This window comes from Xanthomonas fragariae, assembly GCF_900183975.1.
GTDB lineage: Bacteria > Pseudomonadota > Gammaproteobacteria > Xanthomonadales > Xanthomonadaceae > Xanthomonas > Xanthomonas fragariae.
Window position 1 is genome coordinate 2,827,987 of record NZ_LT853882.1, and the last position, 20,241, is coordinate 2,848,227.

Here is a 20,241-nt window from a genome sequence, read left to right on the forward strand (position 1 = left end):
CGCGAAAACCCGGTTGCTGGTCAAGCCAGCAAATCCTGAAACTGCGGATGCCGGCGGACATACGCCTCGGCGTAACTGCACGCGGGAACGACTTTCAAATTGGCTTCGCGTGCGTAATTCAAAGCGGCCTCAACCAGCACAGCGGCGATACCGCGCCCACCGATTGGATCAGGCACATGCGTGTGCGCGATGGTCATGCGCTCGCCCTCGCGACGGTACGCCAGTTCTGCGCGTTGTCCATCGGTGTCTACAGTGAACTGTTGCTGGGTCGGATCGTGTTCTGCGTGCACTGTCGCTGCCTCCCTGGTGGTCTCGTCAGGCAAATGAGTACGCGATCAGTGTGACCAGCAGGATGCCGCGCATGCGTGAAAGTGAATCCCGGTCTGACCTGCGATGTAGCTTGTTGAACGTGCACTCAAGTTACCCTGAGGTGCGCCGATAGCCGACTCGAAGGCATGTGTTATGACCGGTCTGCGGAAGCTGCAGACGTCTTCGCCCTAACTACGAGGAGTCACCGCATGAACAACGATTCGGCAGGACACAGCGCAGACAGCGATAGCTCGTTGCTCGAGGGCCTGTTCCAGTTCGCCATCAGCGGCGACACCCACAGCCCGGACTTCGTGCAGCTCAACGATACGGTGTACGCGCGCCTGCAGCAGACTTACGGCACGGTGGTTGGTAGTACGCTCAGCGCCAACCAGGGACGCAACGCGGCCTGAGCCGGCGTCGCGTCCATCATCAGGGCCATTCCCGCATTTTGCGATGGTCCTGCCTGGTTACCGAGGGCAGCCGGTTCTACTCGATAATATCGACGCCGGTCCGTGCCCGCTTGGCGGCGGCACCGTAAGCTCGCTGGACGCGCTCAGCCGAAATGTGGATTGGACAACTGCTCCAGAAACACCTGCCACACGCGCGGCTCCATGATCAGCATGAACATCACACCGAACGCGGCGCCGGCCAGATGCGCGCTGTGGTTGAGGCGATCGCCGCCGCGGTGGTCCATCCATAGGCTGTAGCCGACGTAGAACACCGCGTAGATGATCGCCGGCGCTGGAATGAACAGCACCAGGATGATCGTCCACGGCTGCAGCAGGATGAAAGCGAACAACACCGCCGATACCGCACCGGATGCGCCCAGACTCAGGTAATTTGGGTTCTTCTGATTCTTCAGATAGCTGGGCAGGATCGACACCACCAGCGCGCCCAGATAGAACAACGGATAGGTCAGCGCACTGCCGGTCAGCCGCGTCATCACGTCTTCGATATAACGGCCGAAGAAGAACAGCGTGATCATGTTGAAAACCAGATGGCCCAGATCGGCATGGACAAAGCCGTAGGTCACCAGGCGGCCGTATTGTTTTTGCTTGTCCAGCGCGGGCGGCCACAGCACCAACCGGTCGGCCAGCTTGCGGTTGTTGAACGCCATCCACGAGACGATGCCGGTGATGGCGATCAGGATCAGGGTAATCATGCGGACCTCAGGCAAAACGGTAATTGTCGACCATGCGATAACGGCGTGCATACAGCCCGAAGGCCAGTGCTGCCATGAACGCGAAGGCCGCGAAGAAAAACATCAAAAAGCCTGCTTCGCTGAGCCCAGTATGGGCGATCTGCGCGGTCACGGTCTCGTTGCGCACGGCCAGGTTTGACAACAGCACCCACAGATTGCCAACCGTGGTGGTCAGATACCAGAAACTCATCACCACGCTCTTCATTGAGGGCGGAGCCTGGCTATAGGCGAATTCGATGCCGGTGGCCGACACCAGCACTTCGCCCACGGTCAGCAGCGTATACGGAAGAATCTGCCAGGCGATATGCATCGGCTCGCCGCTGTCCATGCTGACCTGGATGGCACCGACGGCGATCCACGCCAGACCGCTGAAGGCAATGCCGATGGTCATGCGACGCAGCGGCGTCGGCTCCCAACCGCTACGGCGCAGCAGCGGGTATAGCACCAGGTTGTTGAACGGGATCAGCAGCATCACCAGCAGCGGATTGAGCGCCTGCATCTGCGATGCTGTGAACCAGGCCGGCATGGTCATCTCGCGCCCTTGCAGCACCCAGGTCGATGCCTTCTGATCGAACAGCGAGAAGAACGGCGTCACCAGCGCGAACATCACCAACACCCGCAGCAACGCACGCACCCCTTCGACCGCGACATCCGGGTGAGCGCCGCGCGCGCGTTCCAGCTGCCACCAGGTGCCACCACCGATGCCGGCCAGCAAGAGCACCAGTGCCATGCACAGGCAGATGACGATGCCCACCTGACCGACCAAAGCGAAGCAGCCCAGCGCCAGCAGTATCGACACGACTGCGAACGTCAAGCCGGGACGGCCCTGCCCCGGCGCGTGCGCCAGCAACGCGGTGCGCACCAACGCGCCGAAGCCATGCGGATCTTTCGGCGGCAGCGGCACCAGCACGTAGCGCCTGCGGCCCAGCCAGAACACCAGGGTGGCCACGAACATCAGGATGCCGGGAATCCCGAATGCCCAGGACGCGCCCAGGTTTTTCAGCGCCAGCGGAATCAGCAGCGAAGCGAACAACGAGCCGAAATTGATGATCCAGTAGAAGGCATCGAACACCACCTTGGCCAGGTGCTTACTGGACTGGTCGAACTGGTCGCCCATGAACGAGGCCACCAGCGGCTTGATGCCGCCCGCGCCCAGCGCGATCAACCCAAGCCCAACGAAAAATCCGTTGCGGCTGCCTTCGAACATCGCCAGGCATGCATGGCCCGCGCAATAAATCAGACTAAACCACAAGATGGTGTGGTATTTGCCGAAGAAGCGATCGGCCAGCCAGCCGCCGAGCAGCGGGAAGAAGTACACCCCGATCATGAAACTATGCAAGATGTACTTGGCTTCGGCCTCACGGCCGGGCCCGCTGACTTCCTGCAGCAACAGCGAGGTGATCAGGAACTGGACCAGGATGTTGCGCATCCCGTAGAAGCTGAAACGCTCGCAGGCTTCATTGCCGATGATGAAGGGTATCTGGCGCGGCAGGCGCGCACCGTTAGTGGCGCCCGGCAAGGTGAAGGTGGTCAAAGGCGGTCCGGTCGAGCTGAAAAACAAGCCCTATCGTACCGGCGCGCGAGTACTGGCCGCCATTGCCCGGCGCGCGGACTGCTGCACACCCCCCGATAGCGCGCATACGGCGCAACGGGGCGGCGTGCAATCAAGCGTCGCATGCGCGTGCGCCTGATCCGGTCGGCGAAGGAATCACGGTGCAGCACCTCGGGTGCAACACGCGCGCCAAACAGCCCACACCGAAGTCATGACGCAGTGCAAATTGGCCTATTGCGCTGGCTGGGCTTCATTTCAGACCTGTTTCTGGACCACTGGACCGCTGGATGCCCCACTTCACACGCCTGGCTTTAGGGCTGTTGCTGCTGACCTCCGTCCCTACCGCACTGGCTGCCGAGCCGCTGACCACGCGGGCCGAACGCAGCGGGTTTGCGCAAACCGGACGCTACGATGAGGTCGTCGCGCTGTGCGATGCCTTCGCGCAGCGCTATCCGCAAGCGGTGCGTTGCATCGAGTTCGGCATTACGCCGGAAGGCCGGCCAATGAAGGCGCTGATCGTCTCCACCAGCGGCGCGCTGGATGCGGGCAGCGCTGCGCGGCGCAAGCTGCCGGTGGTGCTGGTGCAAGGCGGTATCCATGCCGGCGAGATCGATGGCAAAGACGCTGGTTTTCTGGCCCTGCGCGAGTTGCTGGACGGCAAGACCGGCAAAGGCGTGCTCGACAAACTGGTGTGGGTGTTCGTGCCGGTGTTCAACGTCGATGGCCACGAGCGCTTCGGTACCTGGAACCGGCCCAATCAGCCTGGCCCTGAGCAGATGGGCTGGCGCACCACTGCACAGAACCTCCATCTCAACCGCGACTGCCTCAAAGCCGATGCACCGGAAATGCAGGCGATGCTGCGGCTGGTGCAGTATTGGGATCCGCTGATGTACGTGGACCTGCATGTCACCGATGGGGCCAAGTTCGAGCACGACGTCTCGGTGCAGGTCGAGCCGGTGCATGCCGGCGATGCCACGCTGCAACGCGACGGCACCCGCTGGCGCGATGCGGTGATTGGCGACCTTGCAAAACAAGGCTCGCTGCCGCTGCCGTATTACCCCTCGTTCGTGCACAAAGACGACCCGACATCGGGCTTCGCCGACACTGTATCGCCGCCGCGCTATTCGCACGGCTATTTCCTGCTGCGTAACCGCTTCGGCATGCTGGTGGAAACGCACTCGTGGAAGACCTACCCGGTACGCGTGCGGGTGACCCGCAACGCGATCGTATCGGTGCTGCAGCAGACCGCGCGCAACGGTGCGCAATGGCGCGCCGATACACTGGCCGCCGATCAGCGTGCGACCAAGCTGGCTGGCGAACCTCAGCCCTTGCGCTTGGCTGCTGACCCGGCCACGCGCACCGTCGCCTTCCGTGGCTATGCGTACACGCGCGCACCCTCTCCGATTTCCGGTGCGTTGATAACGCGCTACGACGAAACCAAGCCGCAACTGTGGAATGTGCCGTTACGCGACCAGCTCAAACCCGACGTGGTAGTGGATGCGCCACGCGGCGGCTATCTGGTGCCTGCTGCACAGGCTGCGCTGGTGGCAGAGAAACTACGCCTGCACGGCATCGCCTTTGACACCATTGCCACTGCCGGCGAGTACCCGGTGCAGAGCTTCCGCGCAGACACGGCGACATTTGCGCCGCGCTCCAACGAAGGCCATCAAAACCTGAAAATCACTGGGCAATGGCGCGATGACAGCCGCAGCCTGCCAGCTGGCTCGCTGTTCATGCCGATCGCCCAGGCCAAGTCAGGCCTGATGATGGCGATGCTGGAACCGCAGGCACCGGACTCGCTGCTGCAATGGGGCTTTTTCAACAACGCGTTCGAGCGTAAGGAATACATGGAGGATTACGTTGCCGAGGATGTGGCGCGTGACATGCTCGCTCGCGATCCAGCATTGAAAGCGCAGTTCGAGCAGCGCCTGGCCGGCGATGCGGCCTTCGCCGCCGACCCGAAGGCACGGCTGGAATTCTTCTATCGCCTGCATTCCTCCTGGGACGAACGCTACCAGTTGTACCCGGTGTTGCGCACTGCGCAGACGCAGTTCTGACGCCGCGCCCACTGCCGGCAACCATCTGAATCTGATCCGGCGCCCAAAAGCGCCATTCACACTCGGCACTGCGGCGCCCTCCCTTGATCGCAACCGCACCACAAGGATCTATCGCGTGCCACGCCTCGATATGAAAACGTTTACACGCCCAACTCCGCGCTATCTCGTGCTAACGATTGCACTCGGCATGAGCTAGGCATGACCAATCCCGGCGGCAATACAGTTCCCGGCCTCACTCCGACCACTTGACCGGGCTTGATGATCATCCATTCGTGCTCGCTGTTGCATGCGCTGCGCGCGGCATTGCCGAACGTGCAGATCGATGAAGGGGATGGGAAAGACCGCAATGCTGCCGCACGCGCGGTCAGGGCTATCGTCTGAGATGCGTTGACAGCTTCGTGCGCAACTTGCACAATGCGCCCCCTGAGTCGCCCAGGTGGCGGAATTGGTAGACGCACTAGCTTCAGGTGCTAGCGGGGGCAACTTCGTGGAGGTTCGAGTCCTCTCCTGGGCACCATGACTCAACAGTAGATCGCAAAAAACCCTGCTCACGCAGGGTTTTTTGCGTTTGCAAGGCCGGTATGCGGAGTTAGCTGGCCGCTCGCACGCCAAGTGGCCACATTGCGATGACGCAAGCAGGTCTCAAACAGCGGACCCGCCTGCGCACCGGATTGCTACGTGCCTGCCAAAGCCAACTCTTGATAGTCGGTCAGATAATGCTCTGGACTGATATATTCCGAGAAAAGCGCATCAACAGCGAACGCGCCTCGGATTCGGCGCGTCTGGCAGGTACAGCTCGCCGCCGCCGTCGTTGATTATCAACAGCACGTACGGACGCCCCTTCAGCTGGATGATGTAACGCGGGTTCTTGTGCGTGGCGTTAGAGTGGCTAAGAAAACTAATGCCCACCAGCCGCCGCAGCGCCACCGGCACCTACGCCGAACGGCGGTTTGGCCAGCCACAGGAAAAAGATGATCGCCAGGAAGATCCAGCCGAGCAGATAAAAGATGTCGTTGAAACCCATCTGCGAGGCCTGGTGATTGATCATATTGTTGAGCGATACCGCGCCGCGTTGCAGGTCGCCTTGCCCCATAGCGGTGACCTGTTCCCGCATGCCCGGCGTGTACACCGAAATGTGCTCGGTGACGTGCGCGTGGTGGATCTGGGTGCGACGTGCCCACAGATACGTGGTGAGCGATGCGGCGAAGCTGCCCCCCAAGGTGCGCAGGAACGTGGCGAGGCCGGAGCCTGCGGCGATTTCGCGCCCATCCAGATCCGACAGCAGAATCTGCAACACCGGCATGAAGAACAACGCCACGCCGACCCCCATCACCAATTGCACGGTGGCCACGTGGTTGAAGTCCACCTGCAAGTTGAAGTTTGAACGCAAGAAGCTGGTGAACGACAAAAAGATAAAGGCAACAGTGGCAAGCATGCGCAGATCGAACCGCAGCGCGTACTTGCCTACAAACGGTGTCATCAACACCGGCAGGATGCCAATCGGCGCAGTGGCAAGGCCAGCCCGGATGGCGGTGTAACCCATGTCGCGTTGCAGCCATTGCGGGATCAGCAGACTCACACTGAAGAACGCTGCGTACGCCACCACCATTGCCAACGTGCCGGCGCGGAAATTGCGATGCCGGAACAGCTTGAGATCGACGATGGGGTCCTTGTCGGTCAGCTCCCAGATCACGAATACCACCAAGGCTACTGCCGCGACACAGGCCAGCACCACGATCTTGTCGGAGGAGAACCAGTCCTCGTCGTTACCCAGATCCAATACCAACTGCAGCGCTCCCACACCGACCACCAGCAGGATCAGGCCGATGTAATCCATGCGCGGCTTTTCCAGCTGCTCGGGACGATGACGCAACTGCGAGCCGACAATGCCGCTGGCGATGATGCCCAGCGGCACGTTGATCAAAAAGATCCATTCCCAGCTGTAGTTGTCGGTGATCCAGCCGCCGAGAATCGGGCCGGCGATCGGCGCCACCACGGTGATCATCGACAACAACGCGAGTGCTTGCCCGCGTTTTTCGCGCGGATAGATCGACACCAGCAGACTCTGGGTGATCGGGTACATCGGCCCGGCAACGAAACCCTGCAGCGCGCGTGCAACCACCAGCATGCCCATGCTCTGCGCGAGCCCGCACAACAGCGATGCGATGGTGAACGCCAGTGTGGACCACACGAACAGCTTGGTTTCGCCGAAGCGGCGGCTTAACCAGCCGGTCAGCGGCAACGCAATCGCGGTGCTGACCGCGAACGAGGTGATGACCCAGGTGGCCTGCTGCGAACTAGCGCCGAGATTACCGGCGATCGTCGGCAGCGAGACGTTGGCGATGGTGGTGTCCAGCACCTGCATGAACGAGGCCATTGCCAGGCCCATGGTGCACAGCGCCACGCTCGCTGGGCGAAAGCCGGCGGCAGGCGCCGGTGCCGAGGGGCCGCCGGGCGCGGTGGGAGCTTGCGAAGACATCGTGGCTTAGCTCGCCTTGGAAGCAACCTGCGAGGGCAGGTTGTCCTGAATGATGCGTTGGATGTCCGCGTCGGCGGCACTCAGCTGCTGCGCATAGACGTCGGTGGAGAACACTGCGCCGTTGGCGAGTTTGGTTGGCAATACGCTGCCCTGCTGGTCATGCAAATTGACGTCAACCTTCATCGACAAACCAATGCGTAGCGGATTGCTCGCCAGCTGCCTGGAATCCACCGTGATGCGCACCGGCACGCGTTGCACGATCTTGATCCAGTTGCCGCTGGCGTTTTGCGCCGGCAACAGCGAGAACGCGCTGCCGGTGCCCAGGCCTAGGCTCTCGACGCGGCCGGCGTAGTTGACGCCACCGCCGTACAGATCCGAATGCAGCTCCACTCGCTGGCCAAGACGCATGTGCTTGAGCTGGGTTTCCTTGAAGTTGGCTTCCACCCACACCTGCTCCAGCGGCACCACCGCCATCAGCACGCTGCCCGGCTGTACGCGCTGGCCGACCTGCGCCGAGCGACGTGCAACGTAGCCGGACACCGGCGCAACCACACCGGTACGCGCATGGTTGAGATAGGCCTGACGCAACTGCGCGGCGGCGGTCTGCACATCCGGCTGATTGGCCACGGCGCTGTCGTCGACCAATGCACGATTACGCTCGAAGCTCTCGCGCGAGCCACTGACTGCGGCTTCGGCTGCGGCCAATTCTTCGCGGGCATGCGCCAGTTCTTCGTTGGAAATTGCGCCGCTGGCAGTCAGGCCCTTACGACGTGCGAAGTCGGCACGCGCGCTGCGCAGTGTGACCTCACGCGCCGACAATTCGGCCTGTGCGCCTTCGACGCTGCGGTACAGACCACGCACCTGACGCACGGTCTTGGCGAGGTTGGCTTCGGCCTGCTGCAACGCGATCACGGTGTCGGCCGGGTCGAGCTGCACCAGCAGTTGGCCGCGCTCAACGCGCATGCCGTCTTCGGCACCGATGCTGACCACGGTGCCGCCCACCATCGGGGTGATCTGCACCTGGTTGCCCTGCACATACGCATCGTCGGTGTCCTCATGCCAGCGGCCGACCAGGAAGTACCACACCACGATTGCGATGATCGCCATGATCACCACAATGGCCACGATGCGCAGCAACGCACGGCGCTTGCTCGGCGTCGCCGGCGCGGGGTGGGGAGATGTAGAAATCGTCTGGCTCATCGTGGATGTCTCAGAAATTCGGTTGTACGGACGGGGCCGCGACGTGTGCGGTATCGCGTGCAGGCTCCGGCGAGAATCCGCCGCCCAGTGCGCGTTGCAACCTCACCGAGGCCAGAAGTTGTTGCGACTGCAGGCCGGCCATGCGTTGGCGTGCAACGAACAATTGCTCCTGCACGCTGAGTACTTCCAGATAGCTGCCGATGCCGGCGCGATAGCGCTGTTGTGCGAGATCGAAGGCAGCGCTCACGGTCTGCACGGCGTCGTTCTGTGCACGCGCACGCTGCTCCAGCGAGCGCACCGCATTGACCTGGTCGGCCACTTCGCGAAGGGCGTCGAGCACCTTCTGGTTATAGTCGGCCACCACCAGGTCGTACTGCGCATCGCTACCGGCCAGGTTGGCGCGCAGCTTGCCGCCGTCGAAGATCGGCAGGCTCAGGGCCGGTGCTACCAGACCGAGCACCGACCCGCTTTGCAGCAGCTTGCCGACGTCGGGATTGATCACCCCGCCCAGCGCGGTAAGGTTGAGGCTAGGATAAAAGCGGGTCTTGGCGACTGCAATGTCCTTGTCGGCCGCCTCCACGCGCCAGCGCGCGGCCACCACATCGGGACGACGGCCCAACAGATCGGCAGGCAGGTTGCTCGGCAATTGCGTGGCTATTGCCACAGCCAACACCGGGCGTGGGATGTCCAACCCGCGGTCCGGGCCCTGCCCGACCAACGCAGCCAGCAAGGTGCGGGCCTCATCGATCTGTTGCTGCGCGGACTGCACCTGCTGCTGCGCAGCCGGCACGCGTGCCTGCGCCTGACGCACCTGCAACTCGCTGTCGATACCGGCACCGCGGCGTTGCCGGGTCAGCTCCAGCGTCCGCTGCGCGCGGGTCGACTCATCGTTGGCCACATCGTGCAGGCTCCAGGCGTAGGCGAGCTGCGCGTAGCCTTCGGCAATCGCCGCCGATAGGTTCAGGCGCGCCGCCTGCGTATCCACTTCGGCCGCATGCGCCTGATCGACAGCCGCTTCCCACGCGGTGCGCTTGCCGCCCCACAGATCGACGCCGTAACGGAAATCCAGCACTACCTGCATGCTGCCGCCGTAACTGCCGCCGAGCTCATCGCCAACCATCGATTCGGGCAGTTGCAGGCCGGTGTAGCCGCCGGATACCGACAGGCTCGGGCCGCGATCGGCCTGCGCCTTACCGGTGCGTGCCTGGGCCTGACGCAGGCGCGCGTCGGCCGCAGCGAGGCTGGGGCTGTGCTGCAGGCCTTCGGCGATCAACGCGTTCAATTGTGGGTCGCCCAGCGCGCGCCACCAATCGCTGGCCGGCCACGCGGCCGGACTCAGGTTGGCTTGCGCCAGGGTGCGCTCGGCATGCAGCGCACCGGATTCGAGCACCGCACCTTGCGGAACCAGACCACGGCTGCTGGCGCAGGCGGCCAGCGCCAGCGTCAGTACGGTCAAGACGAGCGGGCGCGCCAGGCGCATCGAGCGCGGGCGCAGCGTCTGTAGCAGGGAGCTAGCAGTGTTCATGCGTTGAGTGCGTCGCGGACACGGATAAGAAGAGAGATGAGTTGTTCGCGCTCGGGGGCGGCCAGATCACGCAGGCCACGTTCGATCGCACGCTCGCCGCGCAGCTTCAGCCGCTCCCACAGCGCCACGCCTTGTTCGGTCATGACGATCTGCAGCGCGCGTCGGTCCTGGGCATGCGGTGCGCGGCGCACCGCGCCAAGCGCTTCTAATTTGTCGAGCAAGCGGGTGACCGCGCTCGGTGTCTGGTCCAGCGCCAGCGCCAATTCGTTGGCCGTGCAAGGCGAGCGCACCGCCAAAATCTTTAGACCGACGTAGTGGCTGAAGCCGACGTCGGGCAATTCGCCCTTCATCTCGGCGTCGAGCTGGCGCACCAGCGCGTCGCGCACCTGGCGCAACAGCAAGCCGAACGACGGCGCGGTAGTGGAGAGATCGTTCATGGACGGCCATTTTGTTCCTAAAAATATATTTGTCAACGCAAATATTTTATCCAGTATTAAAACACCGGTAAGGATCGTCGAGATACAAGCTGCCTGCGCTGGCTCGGTAATACAATTGCGCCAATGACTATGTGGAGCTGCCGGGCCGATGCGCGGCTGGGGCGTGGTGGGTCCAGCCGGATGCCTGCGCGGCACTGCCCATGCAAGGCGACGTGATTCGCCTGACCTGGCTTGCCCGCGAGGTGATCATGCGTGCCGGCCAACTGGCCTCAGGATCAGCCCCGGCGCCTTCGCCAGCGTGTTCCACCGCTATTTTTGTGCCCCGCCCACGCGTTATCTGGCCGGCACACGCGCGCGCGGCTTGGCATCCCCCGCCGCATCCGGATAATCGGCGCTCTTCGAGTCCGCGCTGCGGCGCGGGTTCCTCTTTCGTAGGACCTGCCTTTACATGACCGATCTGACCCGCCCCACCTTCCACGGCTTCGAACAGTTGCCGCTGCGCGAGTACGCCGAACGCGCCTATCTCGACTATTCGATGTACGTGGTGCTCGACCGCGCCCTGCCGTTCCTGGGTGACGGCCTGAAGCCGGTGCAGCGGCGCATCATCTTCGCGATGAGCGAGCTGGGCTTGAATGCCGCCGCCAAACCGAAGAAATCCGCGCGCACCGTTGGCGATGTGATCGGTAAGTACCACCCGCATGGCGACAGCGCCTGCTACGAGGCGCTGGTGCTGATGGCGCAGCCGTTTTCGTACCGTTATCCGCTGATCGAAGGCCAGGGCAACTTCGGCTCCACCGACGACCCCAAGTCGTTCGCTGCGATGCGCTATACCGAATCCAAGCTCACTCCGATCGCCGAAGTGCTACTGGGCGAAATCAGCCAGGGCACCACCGATTGGGCACCCAACTTCGACGGCACCCTGGAAGAGCCGACCTGGCTGCCGGCACGCCTGCCGCACCTGTTGCTCAACGGCACCACCGGCATTGCCGTGGGCATGGCCACCGACGTGCCGCCGCACAACCTCAACGAGATTGTCAGCGCACTGTTGCGGTTGCTCGATTACCCCGAAGCCACGGTCGCCGAGCTGTGCGAACACGTGCTCGGCCCGGACTACCCGACCACCGCCGAGATCATCACCCCGGTCGCAGACCTACGTGCGATCTACGAGACCGGGCATGGCAGCGTGCGCGCACGTGCGACCTACAAGAAAGAACATGCCAACATCGTCATCGACGCGCTGCCATATCAGGTGTCGCCGTCCAAGGTGATCGAGCAGATCGCCCAGCAGATGCGCGCCAAGAAGCTGCCGTGGCTGGAAGACATCCGCGACGAATCCGACCACACCAGCCCGGTGCGCGTGGTGCTGGTGCCGCGTTCCAACCGCGTCGATGCCGAACAGCTGATGGGCCACCTGTTCGTTACCACCGATCTCGAGCGCAGCTACCGCGTCAACCTCAATGTAATCGGCCTAGATGGCCGCCCGCAGGTCAAGAATCTGCGTCAGTTGCTGAGCGAATGGCTGACGTTCCGCAGCGAGACCGTGACCCGTCGCCTCAACCATCGCCTGCAAAAGGTCGAGCGTCGCCTGCACCTGTTGGAAGGCTTGTTGATCGCCTTCCTCAACCTGGATGAAGTGATCCGCATCGTCCGCAGCGAAGACGAACCCAAGCCGGTGCTGATCGCCCGCTTCGCGCTCAGCGAAGAGCAGGCCGAGTACATTCTGGAAACCAAGCTGCGCCAGCTGGCGCGCCTGGAAGAAATGAAGATCCGCGGCGAGCAGGAAGCACTGGCCAAGGAGCGCGCGCAGTTGATGGCGATCCTGGAAAGCAAGACCAAGCTGAAAAAGCTGATCAAGGACGAACTCACCGCCGACGCCAAGAAGTTCGGCGACGCACGTCGCTCGCCACTGGTGCAACGTGGCGCCGCACAGGCGATCGACGAGACCGAAATGGTCGCCAGTGAACCGATGACCGTGGTGCTGTCGGAAAAGGGCTGGGTACGCGCGGCCAAGGGCCACGAAGTCGATCCGGCAGGCATGTCCTACCGCGATGGCGACAGCCTGCTGGCCGCAGTGCGCAGCCGCAGCACGCACCAGGTGGCGTTTCTGGATTCTGAAGGCCGCGCTTACTCGACCGCAATGCACACCCTGCCCTCGGCACGTGGCAATGGCGAACCGTTGACCGGGCGTTTCTCGCCGGCCTCGGGCGCCGCGTTCCAGGTCATGGTCAGCGCCGACAACACCAGCCGCTTCGTGCTGGCGTCCTCGCACGGCTACTGCTTCATCACCCGTTTCGAAAACCTCACCGGTCGCAACAAGGCCGGCAAGGCGATGCTCAATTTAACCACCGGCGCGCATGTGCTCACGCCGGCACAAGTGACCAACCCGCAGACCGACCGCATCGTCGCCGTCACCAGCGCCGGCAATCTGCTGGCAGTGCCGGCCAGCGATGTGCCCGAGCTGGACAAGGGCAAAGGCAACAAGATCATCGAGATCCCCAAGGCCAAACTCGGCACCGAGCGCGTGGTCGCGGTGGTCGCGGTGGCACCGGGCAACACGCTGCTGGTCCGCAGTGGCGCACGCACCATGAGCCTGTCGTTCAAGGATCTGGACACGTATGTAGGCACGCGTGCGAGCAGAGGATCGTTGTTGCCGCGCGGGTGGCAAAAGGTGGATGGGCTGGACGTGCAGTAACAGTGATTCGCCAACCCGGCGCGCACTGGCGCGTTTGAAACCGCAGTCGCCTCAGGCCACTGCGGCGCCGCAAGCAGCCTTCCCCCGCCTGCAGGGGGGCATCTGCGGCGATACGTTTGCGCTGGACGCAAGCGTGCTGGCCCGCTGCACAGCCCTGATCGCTGCGCCCGCCGAGCTGCGCCGACGTTATCTGGAGACGGTCGTCAACATCACCATGCGGCATGCACCGCATGGCATCTTTCTCTCGCCACTGCCAACCAAGTGGTCAACACCTCCAGCAAGCAGCCTTTAGCTGACGAAGACCGCATGCAGGAGCCAAGGTGCACGAACAGCAGATGCCCATCCGGTCAGCGCCCCCGCCGGTTACTCGCTAGGCAGTTCGCAGATCGCCGTGCTCAACCCGCCACGTGGCCCTTGTCGATCTTCGAGGTCTGGTACAGCTCCAGACCGATCCGCTTGATCAAGCCAAGCTGCTGCTCCAGCCACCAGGCGTGATCCTCTTCGGTGTCCTGCAACTGCTTGAGCAGCATGTCGCGGCTGACGTAGTCGCCGTGGTCTTCGCACAGCTTCATGCCTGCGGCGAGTGCGGCGCGCACGTCGTATTCGACAACCAGATCGCGCTCGAGCATCTCCACCACGGTCTTGCCCGGCGCAAACTCGGCCGGGCGCATATCCGGGTCGCCTTCCAGGAACAGGATGCGCCGCAGCAGCGCGTCGGCGTGCTCGGTTTCCTCCTGCATCTCATGATTGATGCGCTCGTACAGCGCCATCAGGCCCTGATCTTCGTAGCGCCGCGAATGCAGGAAATACTGGTCGCGTGCCGCCAATTCGCCGCGCAGCAGCTGCTTGAGGTAATCGACGACTTCGGGATGGCCTTTCATAGTGTGCTCCAGCAACGCAATGCGCGCATGGTGCCCCAAGCCGTCGGGGAATGATCTAATCGGAATCACTTTCAGTTGCGCTTGCGGCAAGACCCACCACGGTCACGACCAGCGGCTAAACTTCAACCGAGCTCTAAGAACCTGTTCACGATCTTTCCTGATTGGTGCAGACTCTGCGGATGCGCCAAAAAACCTATCCGAGCGACATGAGCCGGGAGCGTTTCGAACACATCCTCCCGATCCTGGAACAAGCGCGCAAGCGCACCAAGCCACGCCGAGTGGATATGTATGAGGTGTGGTGCGCAGTGTTGTACGTGCTGCGAACCGGTTGCCAATGGCGAGCGCTACCCAGCGACTTTCCGAAGTGGCGGACCGTGCACGCGTACTTTGCCAAGTGGAGCGAGTGCGACGATGAAGGAGTGAGCCTGCTGGAGCGGGCGCTCAAAAAATCAGGTTGGCGTGGCCCGCCAGAAACAGGAGCGCAACATCTTCAGCAGGTTCTTGATCGTGGACGCGCAGAGCGTCAAGAACACGGACACAGCCGGGCAAAAGGGATTATGACGCGGGCAAAAAGGTGTCGGGCATCAAGCGGCATATCGCTGTTGATACCCAGGGGTTGCCCCATGCCATCGCGGTGACGACGGCGGAGGTGACCGACCGCAAAGGTGCGCTGCGGGCGCTGGAGCGCTGTCAGTCAAACTTGACGCATGTACAAAGCCTGCTGTGCGACAGTGGTTACACCGGAGTACCGTTTGCCGAAGGCGTGCGAGAGATTCTAGGCGAGCAGCTCACGGTGCAGATTGCCAAGCGCAGCGAACTGCACACCTTCAAGGTCATGCCCAAGCGCTGGATCGTCGAGCGCAGTTTTGCCTGGCTGGAGAAAAACCGAAGGCTGTGGAAGAACTGCGAGCGCAAACTCAACACCAGCTTGCAGTTCATCCATCTGGCCTTCTTGGCGCTTCTACTCAAAAGATCGTGAACAGGCTCTAAGGAATGAATAATGCGCAAATGGCTGGGCCGGTTGTTGCTGGGAATCGTGGTGCTGGCCCTGGCAGCCAGCGTGACCCTCTATCTGTTGCTGCGCGGCAGCCTGCCACAGTTGGATGGCGCCAGCGCCCTCGCCGGCATTGCGGCACCGGTCAACGTGCAGCGCGATGGGTTAGGCGTAGTCACCATCGATGCGGCCAGCCAGATCGATGCCATGCGCGCGCTCGGCTATGTGCACGCGCAGGAGCGCTATTTCGAGATGGACCTGATGCGCCGCGCGCCAGCCGGTGAGTTGTCCGAATTGTTCGGTGCTGCCGCGTTGGAGCTGGACAAGCGCAACCGCGTGCATCGCTTGCGCGCACGCGTGCAGGCCAGCATGGAGATCGCCGCCGGCAGTCAACGCGCAGCCTTGCAGGCCTACACCGACGGAGTAAACGCAGGACTGGCGGCCTTGCGCGTGCGGCCATGGCCGTATCTGCTGCTGCGGCAGAGACCGCGCGCCTGGACGCTGGACGATTCCATCCTCACCGGCATGACGATGTACGCCGACCTGCAGGACAACGACAACCAGACCGAACTGGCCAACGCCCGCATCCACGCAGTGGTGCCGCCGGCGCTGGCAGCACTGCTCGACCATCAGGGTTCCAGCTGGGATGCGCCGCTGTTCGGGCCGGCTCTGGGCGATGCCGTGCTGCCAGATGCTGCCGCAGTGGATCTGCGTCGCTTGCCGCACCCGGCCACCGCACCGAGCGCCGAGCAACCGACGCCGGGCAGCAACAACTTCGCCGTAGATGGCAGCCTCACTGCCGACGGCCGCGCCATCGTCGCCGACGACATGCATCTGAGCCTGCGCGCGCCCAATATCTGGTTCCGCGCGCGCCTGCGTTACCCCGACACCCATGCGCCCGATGGCAAGGTGGACGTCACCGGCTTCACCCTGCCCGGCCTGCCGGCAGTGGTGGTCGGCAGCAACGGGCATGTGGCCTGGGCATTTACCAACAGCTATATCGACACGGCAGATTTTGCGCGGATTCCGCCGGCCACAGCGGCGCATCCGCAGCCACTCACCACGCATGTCGAAACGATTCGCGTGGCAGGCGCTACGTCGGTGCGTTTTGAAGTCCGCGAGGCAGCCTGGGGGCCGATCCTGCACGAGAACCCCGATGGCAGTCTGCTGGCGTTGCGTTGGGCCGCACAGCTACCCGGTGCGATCCGTCTGGACTTCGCTCAGATGAGCACTGCAGGCGATCTGCAGGCCGCGTTTGCGGTGGCGGATCGCTCTGGCATTCCTGCGCAAAATCTGCTGTTGGCCGATCGCAACGGGCGCATCGCCTGGCGCTTGATCGGCGCTCGCCCGGCACGCAATGCGGGGTGCAGCGCGAGCGGTATTGCCGAAATTGCCACCTCGGCGCCGGGGACGAACACGACGCCGCTCTCGCCTGCGGATGCGGCAGCAGCGCAGGCCTCGCCCTCGGGTTGTGTGCCATGGTCAGTGCGCAGCGACGATGCGCCTGCGCTGATGGATCCACCCACGCACCGGCTATGGACTGCCAACAGCCGCATCGTCGATGCGCAACAGCTGGCCACGCTCGGCGATGCCGGCTACGACCTCGGCGCGCGTGCGCAGCAGATCCGCGATGATTTGTTCGCAAAGCAGCGGTTTACCGAGCGCGATCTGCTCGCCATTCAGCTCGACGATCGCGCGTTGTTGCTCAGGCGCTGGTGGGAGCTGCTGCGCAGCGTGGTCGAGCACAGCAAAGACCCGGCGCTGCAACAGATCGAGCTCGCCACACGTGAGTGGGACGGGCATGCGTCCATCCGTTCGGCCAGCTATCGCATCGTGCGCGACTTTCGCAGCATGACCATCGATGCAGTGGAAGCCGGCTTGCTGGGACCGGCCAAATCCGCGCTTGGCGACGACTTCCTGCCGCCTCGTCGCGCGCAGTTGGAAGGCATCGTCTGGCCGTTGTTGCAGCAGCGTCCAGCCAACCTATTGCCGCCGACGTATGCAAGCTGGGATCGGCTGCTCGCCGACGCCGCGCGCAGCGCGCAGGCAGGCTCGATCGCGCAAGGCGAACCGGGCGACCAGCCAGGCCAGCGCACCTGGGGCGAACGCAACACCACCGCCATCTGCCATCCGATGGCACGCGCCTTGCCTGCCATCGCCAGACGCTGGCTGTGCATGCCGCCCGACCAACTGCCAGGCGATCGTGACATGCCACGCGTGCAGGGTCCTGCCTTCGGCGCCTCCGAACGCATGGTGGTGTCACCGGGCCACGAACGCGACGGCATCGTGCATATGCCGGGCGGCCAGAGCGCACATCCGTTGTCGCCGTTCTGGGGCGCAGGCCATGACGATTGGGTGCATGGCAGACCAACGCCGTTCCTGCCGACGACGACGCGTTACACGCTGCAGTTGCAGCCGAAGTAGGCGCACGCTGTGCTTACCTCTCCTGCGGGCGAAAAGGCACGGCTTGCGCCGCGACGCAACCGCGGGCCGGGTCGGGTCGGGCGTCGGAATCTAGGACACGGACGCAAGCGATGCACTGGATGCAACCCGATGCGGCTGCTTCCGTTCGTTACAATGGCACGCCGCGCAGCAGGTGACACGAGCCTTCGCGTTTGCTCTCTTTCGCGCTTCGGGCACCGTCTACCCTTGAAGCGGGCAATGTCCCGAAGCGAGAAGGAATTCTCTGCACGTCTGGCGGTCTGTGCAATGCAGCGAGCGCCGCATGCTAAGATGAATTTGATAACCATTCCCATTAGTGACCAATGCGCTCCACGCTTCTTACCACCGCGCTCGTCGCTGCGCTCGCTGTCCCCTCCCTGTCTGCTTTCGCTCAGCGCATCACCACGCTACCTACCGTCACCGACCTGGATGGCCTTGACGTCATAGGGCGCGCGCAGACGCTCTACAAATCGGAGGATGCGGCAGTGGCCACGCGTACCGATACGCCGCTTGCGCTGGTGCCGCAGTCGGTGCAGGTGCTGCCGCGTGAGTTGATCGACGACCAGGCCGCACGCCAGATCACCGATCTGTATCGCAGCATCAGCGGCATCAGTTTTTTCAGCTATGCCGGCGTGACCTTGCGCGGATTCCGCCAGGAAAACGTGTTGTACGACGGTCTGCGCGGCGACCCGTATGCCGGCTTCTCGGTGCCGCAGTTGTTCAACATCGAACGCGTGGAAGTGCTCAAGGGCCCGGCCGGTGCGCTGTACGGCGGCGGCGAACCGGGTGGCGTGATCAACTACGTGACCCGCAAACCCGGTCATCAGGCCGCACGGCGAGTGGAACTGCAAGTGGGCAATCAGTCCTTCGGTGCAGCCTCATTCGAAGCGACTGGCCCTGCGCGCGAAGACGGCCGCATCCGTTACCGCATCGGTGCCTATGCCGATGGCGAGGATGGCTTTCGCTGGAACACCGATAGCCAGAGCCAGATCGGCGATGCCTCGGTGGCAATCGATATCGGCCAAACCGGCGAGCTTACCTTGCAATACACCGATATCACCCAGAACCTGGACGGCAATCGGCTGCGTGGCGTGCCGGTGGACGATGATGGCAACTTTCTCACCGACCATCGCTGGAACCACAACGAACCCACCGATTTCCTCGACATGCGCGCCAAGGTCGCGTTCGCGCAGTATCGCTTTGCGCCTTCCAGCGTGTGGGATGTGGACATGGCGGTGCGCTGGTTCAAGAACAACGAGCATCAGATCTATCATGAGCCGATGGGCTTGATCGATCGCGATGGCGACGGTACCGCCGAGTGGATGACACGGCAGTTGCGCAATCAATTCCGCGACAACGATGCGATCTCCAGCAACGTCAATTCGGTGTTTCGCACCAGCACCGGCACGATCAAGCACAAGCTGCTGATGGGTGCGGACTACTATCGGTTGGACGCAGATTTCCGTGCGCAAACCGCCAATACCGCAGACACCGGGCGCACCCGCGGGTCGGTGCTGGGCATCGATCTGTTCAATCCGGTGTACGGGCTTAGCGGCTTTTACGACGATGGCCTAGACAACCTGCCCTGGCGCGCCACCAGTACGCGTAGTGAGCGTTATGGCGCGTATCTGCAGGACGAACTCACGCTGACGTCGCGCTGGTATGCGATGGCAGGGCTGCGTTGGGACGGCTTCAAGGACGACAATTTATTTGATGGCTCGCGTGTCACCGGCAACGATCTCAGCTGGCGTGTGGGTAGCACCTTCGTGCTGCGCGAAGGCATCAACACCTACGCGAGTTACGCCAGCGGTTTCCTGCCGCAGGATGCCGCCAATCAGGACGGCAGCGTCGGCGGGCCCTTCAATCCGGAACGCAGCAAGCAGTGGGAAGTCGGCGTGAAGACCGCGCTCAACGATGGCGGGCTCACGCTCAACACCGCGCTGTATCGCATCGAGCGCAGCAATATCGTGCAAGCCAACGGCAGTAGTGTGGATGGCGTCAATCAACTCTCCGCACTCGGTCTGGTCCGCAGCGAAGGCCTGGAAATGGACTTGCTGGCCGACCTGACCGAGCGTTGGGTGCTCAACCTGACCTACGCCGGCAATGATGCACGGGTGCTCGATGCTGGCACCAACGGCATCACCAATGCGTCCGGCGATCGCTTCGCCAATGCACCGCGTAATACATTCGGTCTGTGGACGCGCTACGACCTGCGGGCTTGGCGCTCGGCGTTTGCGTTTGGTGCCGCTTACGTGGGCGAACGCGTCGGCCTGGATGGTCAGCGCGTCAAGCCGTATGCAATCTACGACATCAGCTGGCAAACGCAGTGGAATGCATGGAAGCTGCAGATCAACATCAAGAATCTTTTCGACAAGGTCTACGCGGTGAGCGGTTTCAATACACGTGCAGGACACTTCCCGGGCGAGCCGCGACGCATCTACGCACAGTTGGCATACAGTTTCTGAGAGCGGC

General features: G+C 63.0%; 14 protein-coding genes, 1 tRNA gene and 3 pseudogenes. 9 read left to right on the forward strand and 9 right to left on the reverse strand.

Going from position 1 to position 20,241, the window contains the following annotated elements:
- Nucleotides 1–20 precede the first annotated feature (20 nt).
- Complete coding sequence (locus PD885_RS13140; protein ID WP_002810712.1) at nucleotides 21–290, reverse strand: GNAT family N-acetyltransferase; 270 nt, start codon at nucleotides 288–290, stop codon at nucleotides 21–23.
- Between the two features lie 228 nt (nucleotides 291–518).
- Here PD885_RS13140 and PD885_RS13145 point away from each other — a divergent pair, with 228 nt between their 5' ends.
- The gene (locus PD885_RS13145; protein WP_002810715.1) at nucleotides 519–719 is read left to right on the forward strand and encodes a hypothetical protein; all 201 of its coding nucleotides are present in this window, start codon (nucleotides 519–521) and stop codon (nucleotides 717–719) included.
- Between the two features lie 143 nt (nucleotides 720–862).
- Here the strand turns inward: PD885_RS13145 and PD885_RS13150 are convergent, their stop codons facing one another.
- Complete coding sequence (locus tag PD885_RS13150) at nucleotides 863–1,471, reverse strand: rhomboid family intramembrane serine protease (RefSeq protein WP_002810716.1); 609 nt, start codon at nucleotides 1,469–1,471, stop codon at nucleotides 863–865.
- Between the two features lie 7 nt (nucleotides 1,472–1,478).
- Entirely contained in the window at nucleotides 1,479–3,044 is a 1,566-nt protein-coding gene (locus tag PD885_RS13155; RefSeq protein WP_088057130.1) for a POT-type proton-dependent oligopeptide transporter, read from the reverse strand.
- Between the two features lie 305 nt (nucleotides 3,045–3,349).
- On the opposite strand from PD885_RS13155, the gene PD885_RS13160 reads away from it, so the two are divergent.
- The 3 genes from PD885_RS13160 to PD885_RS13170 all read left to right on the forward strand — a co-directional run bounded on the left by PD885_RS13160 (nucleotide 3,350) and on the right by PD885_RS13170 (nucleotide 5,636).
- Complete coding sequence (locus PD885_RS13160; RefSeq protein WP_088056930.1) at nucleotides 3,350–5,119, forward strand: M14 family metallopeptidase; 1,770 nt, start codon at nucleotides 3,350–3,352, stop codon at nucleotides 5,117–5,119.
- A 258-nt stretch (nucleotides 5,120–5,377) separates the two neighbouring features.
- Nucleotides 5,378–5,500 (forward strand): hypothetical protein, encoded by a 123-nt coding sequence (locus tag PD885_RS22425; RefSeq protein WP_267896033.1) that lies wholly within the window; start codon nucleotides 5,378–5,380, stop codon nucleotides 5,498–5,500.
- A 49-nt stretch (nucleotides 5,501–5,549) separates the two neighbouring features.
- Nucleotides 5,550–5,636, forward strand: a tRNA-Leu gene (locus tag PD885_RS13170).
- Nucleotides 5,637–5,793: 157 nt separating this feature from the next.
- Here the strand turns inward: PD885_RS13170 and PD885_RS22100 are convergent.
- The 5 genes and pseudogenes from PD885_RS22100 to PD885_RS13190 all read right to left on the reverse strand — a co-directional run.
- Nucleotides 5,794–6,013 (reverse strand): annotated as a pseudogene (locus tag PD885_RS22100) (hypothetical protein); the annotation flags it as partial.
- Nucleotides 6,014–6,017: 4 nt separating this feature from the next.
- A complete protein-coding gene (locus tag PD885_RS13175; RefSeq protein ID WP_002810726.1) occupies nucleotides 6,018–7,598 on the reverse strand; it encodes a DHA2 family efflux MFS transporter permease subunit in 1,581 nt (526 codons plus the stop codon).
- A 6-nt stretch (nucleotides 7,599–7,604) separates the two neighbouring features.
- A complete protein-coding gene (locus tag PD885_RS13180; protein ID WP_040762819.1) occupies nucleotides 7,605–8,798 on the reverse strand; it encodes an HlyD/EmrA/EmrK family protein in 1,194 nt (397 codons plus the stop codon).
- 10 nt (nucleotides 8,799–8,808) lie between these two features.
- Nucleotides 8,809–10,323, reverse strand: coding sequence for an AdeC/AdeK/OprM family multidrug efflux complex outer membrane factor (locus tag PD885_RS13185; RefSeq protein WP_002810731.1), 1,515 nt, complete (start codon nucleotides 10,321–10,323; stop codon nucleotides 8,809–8,811).
- A complete protein-coding gene (locus tag PD885_RS13190; RefSeq protein ID WP_002810733.1) occupies nucleotides 10,320–10,760 on the reverse strand; it encodes a MarR family winged helix-turn-helix transcriptional regulator in 441 nt (146 codons plus the stop codon). The genes PD885_RS13185 and PD885_RS13190 overlap by 4 nt, the downstream gene beginning before the upstream one ends.
- Before the next feature lie 139 nt (nucleotides 10,761–10,899).
- Here PD885_RS13190 and PD885_RS20830 point away from each other — a divergent pair.
- Nucleotides 10,900–11,148 (forward strand): annotated as a pseudogene (locus PD885_RS20830) (hypothetical protein); the annotation flags it as partial.
- Between the two features lie 60 nt (nucleotides 11,149–11,208).
- Entirely contained in the window at nucleotides 11,209–13,452 is a 2,244-nt protein-coding gene (gene parC, locus PD885_RS13200; protein ID WP_002810736.1) for a DNA topoisomerase IV subunit A, read from the forward strand.
- A gap of 395 nt (nucleotides 13,453–13,847) precedes the next feature.
- On the opposite strand, the gene bfr is transcribed toward parC, so the two are convergent.
- Nucleotides 13,848–14,333, reverse strand: a complete 486-nt coding sequence (gene bfr / locus PD885_RS13210) for a bacterioferritin (protein WP_002810742.1) — start codon at nucleotides 14,331–14,333, stop codon at nucleotides 13,848–13,850.
- A gap of 179 nt (nucleotides 14,334–14,512) precedes the next feature.
- Between bfr and PD885_RS13215 the strand changes: the two are divergent.
- The 3 genes and pseudogenes from PD885_RS13215 (at nucleotide 14,513) to PD885_RS13225 (ending at nucleotide 20,234) form a co-directional block, all read left to right on the forward strand.
- A pseudogene (locus PD885_RS13215) lies at nucleotides 14,513–15,312 on the forward strand (IS5 family transposase).
- A gap of 21 nt (nucleotides 15,313–15,333) precedes the next feature.
- The gene (locus PD885_RS13220; RefSeq protein ID WP_002810752.1) at nucleotides 15,334–17,751 is read left to right on the forward strand and encodes a penicillin acylase family protein; all 2,418 of its coding nucleotides are present in this window, start codon (nucleotides 15,334–15,336) and stop codon (nucleotides 17,749–17,751) included.
- 341 nt (nucleotides 17,752–18,092) lie between these two features.
- Nucleotides 18,093–20,234: a TonB-dependent siderophore receptor gene (locus tag PD885_RS13225; protein ID WP_002810754.1), complete on the forward strand. Its 2,142-nt coding sequence runs from the start codon at nucleotides 18,093–18,095 to the stop codon at nucleotides 20,232–20,234.
- The last annotated feature ends 7 nt before the right edge of the window (nucleotides 20,235–20,241 follow it).

Excerpts from the sequence above, each read along its gene's own strand:
- PD885_RS13160 (WP_088056930.1), top strand. The coding sequence starts at position 3,350 with ATGCCCCACTTCACACGCCTGGCTTTAGGGCTGTTGCTGCTGACCTCC.
- PD885_RS13180 (WP_040762819.1), bottom strand. The coding sequence starts at position 8,798 with ATGAGCCAGACGATTTCTACATCTCCCCACCCCGCGCCGGCGACGCCG.
- PD885_RS13150 (WP_002810716.1), bottom strand. The coding sequence starts at position 1,471 with ATGATTACCCTGATCCTGATCGCCATCACCGGCATCGTCTCGTGGATG.
- bfr (WP_002810742.1), bottom strand. The coding sequence starts at position 14,333 with ATGAAAGGCCATCCCGAAGTCGTCGATTACCTCAAGCAGCTGCTGCGC.
- PD885_RS13190 (WP_002810733.1), bottom strand. The coding sequence starts at position 10,760 with ATGAACGATCTCTCCACTACCGCGCCGTCGTTCGGCTTGCTGTTGCGC.
- PD885_RS13225 (WP_002810754.1), top strand. The coding sequence starts at position 18,093 with ATGCGCTCCACGCTTCTTACCACCGCGCTCGTCGCTGCGCTCGCTGTC.
- PD885_RS13145 (WP_002810715.1), top strand. The coding sequence starts at position 519 with ATGAACAACGATTCGGCAGGACACAGCGCAGACAGCGATAGCTCGTTG.
- PD885_RS22425 (WP_267896033.1), top strand. The coding sequence starts at position 5,378 with ATGATCATCCATTCGTGCTCGCTGTTGCATGCGCTGCGCGCGGCATTG.
- PD885_RS13175 (WP_002810726.1), bottom strand. The coding sequence starts at position 7,598 with ATGTCTTCGCAAGCTCCCACCGCGCCCGGCGGCCCCTCGGCACCGGCG.
- PD885_RS13185 (WP_002810731.1), bottom strand. The coding sequence starts at position 10,323 with ATGAACACTGCTAGCTCCCTGCTACAGACGCTGCGCCCGCGCTCGATG.
- parC (WP_002810736.1), top strand. The coding sequence starts at position 11,209 with ATGACCGATCTGACCCGCCCCACCTTCCACGGCTTCGAACAGTTGCCG.
- PD885_RS13220 (WP_002810752.1), top strand. The coding sequence starts at position 15,334 with ATGCGCAAATGGCTGGGCCGGTTGTTGCTGGGAATCGTGGTGCTGGCC.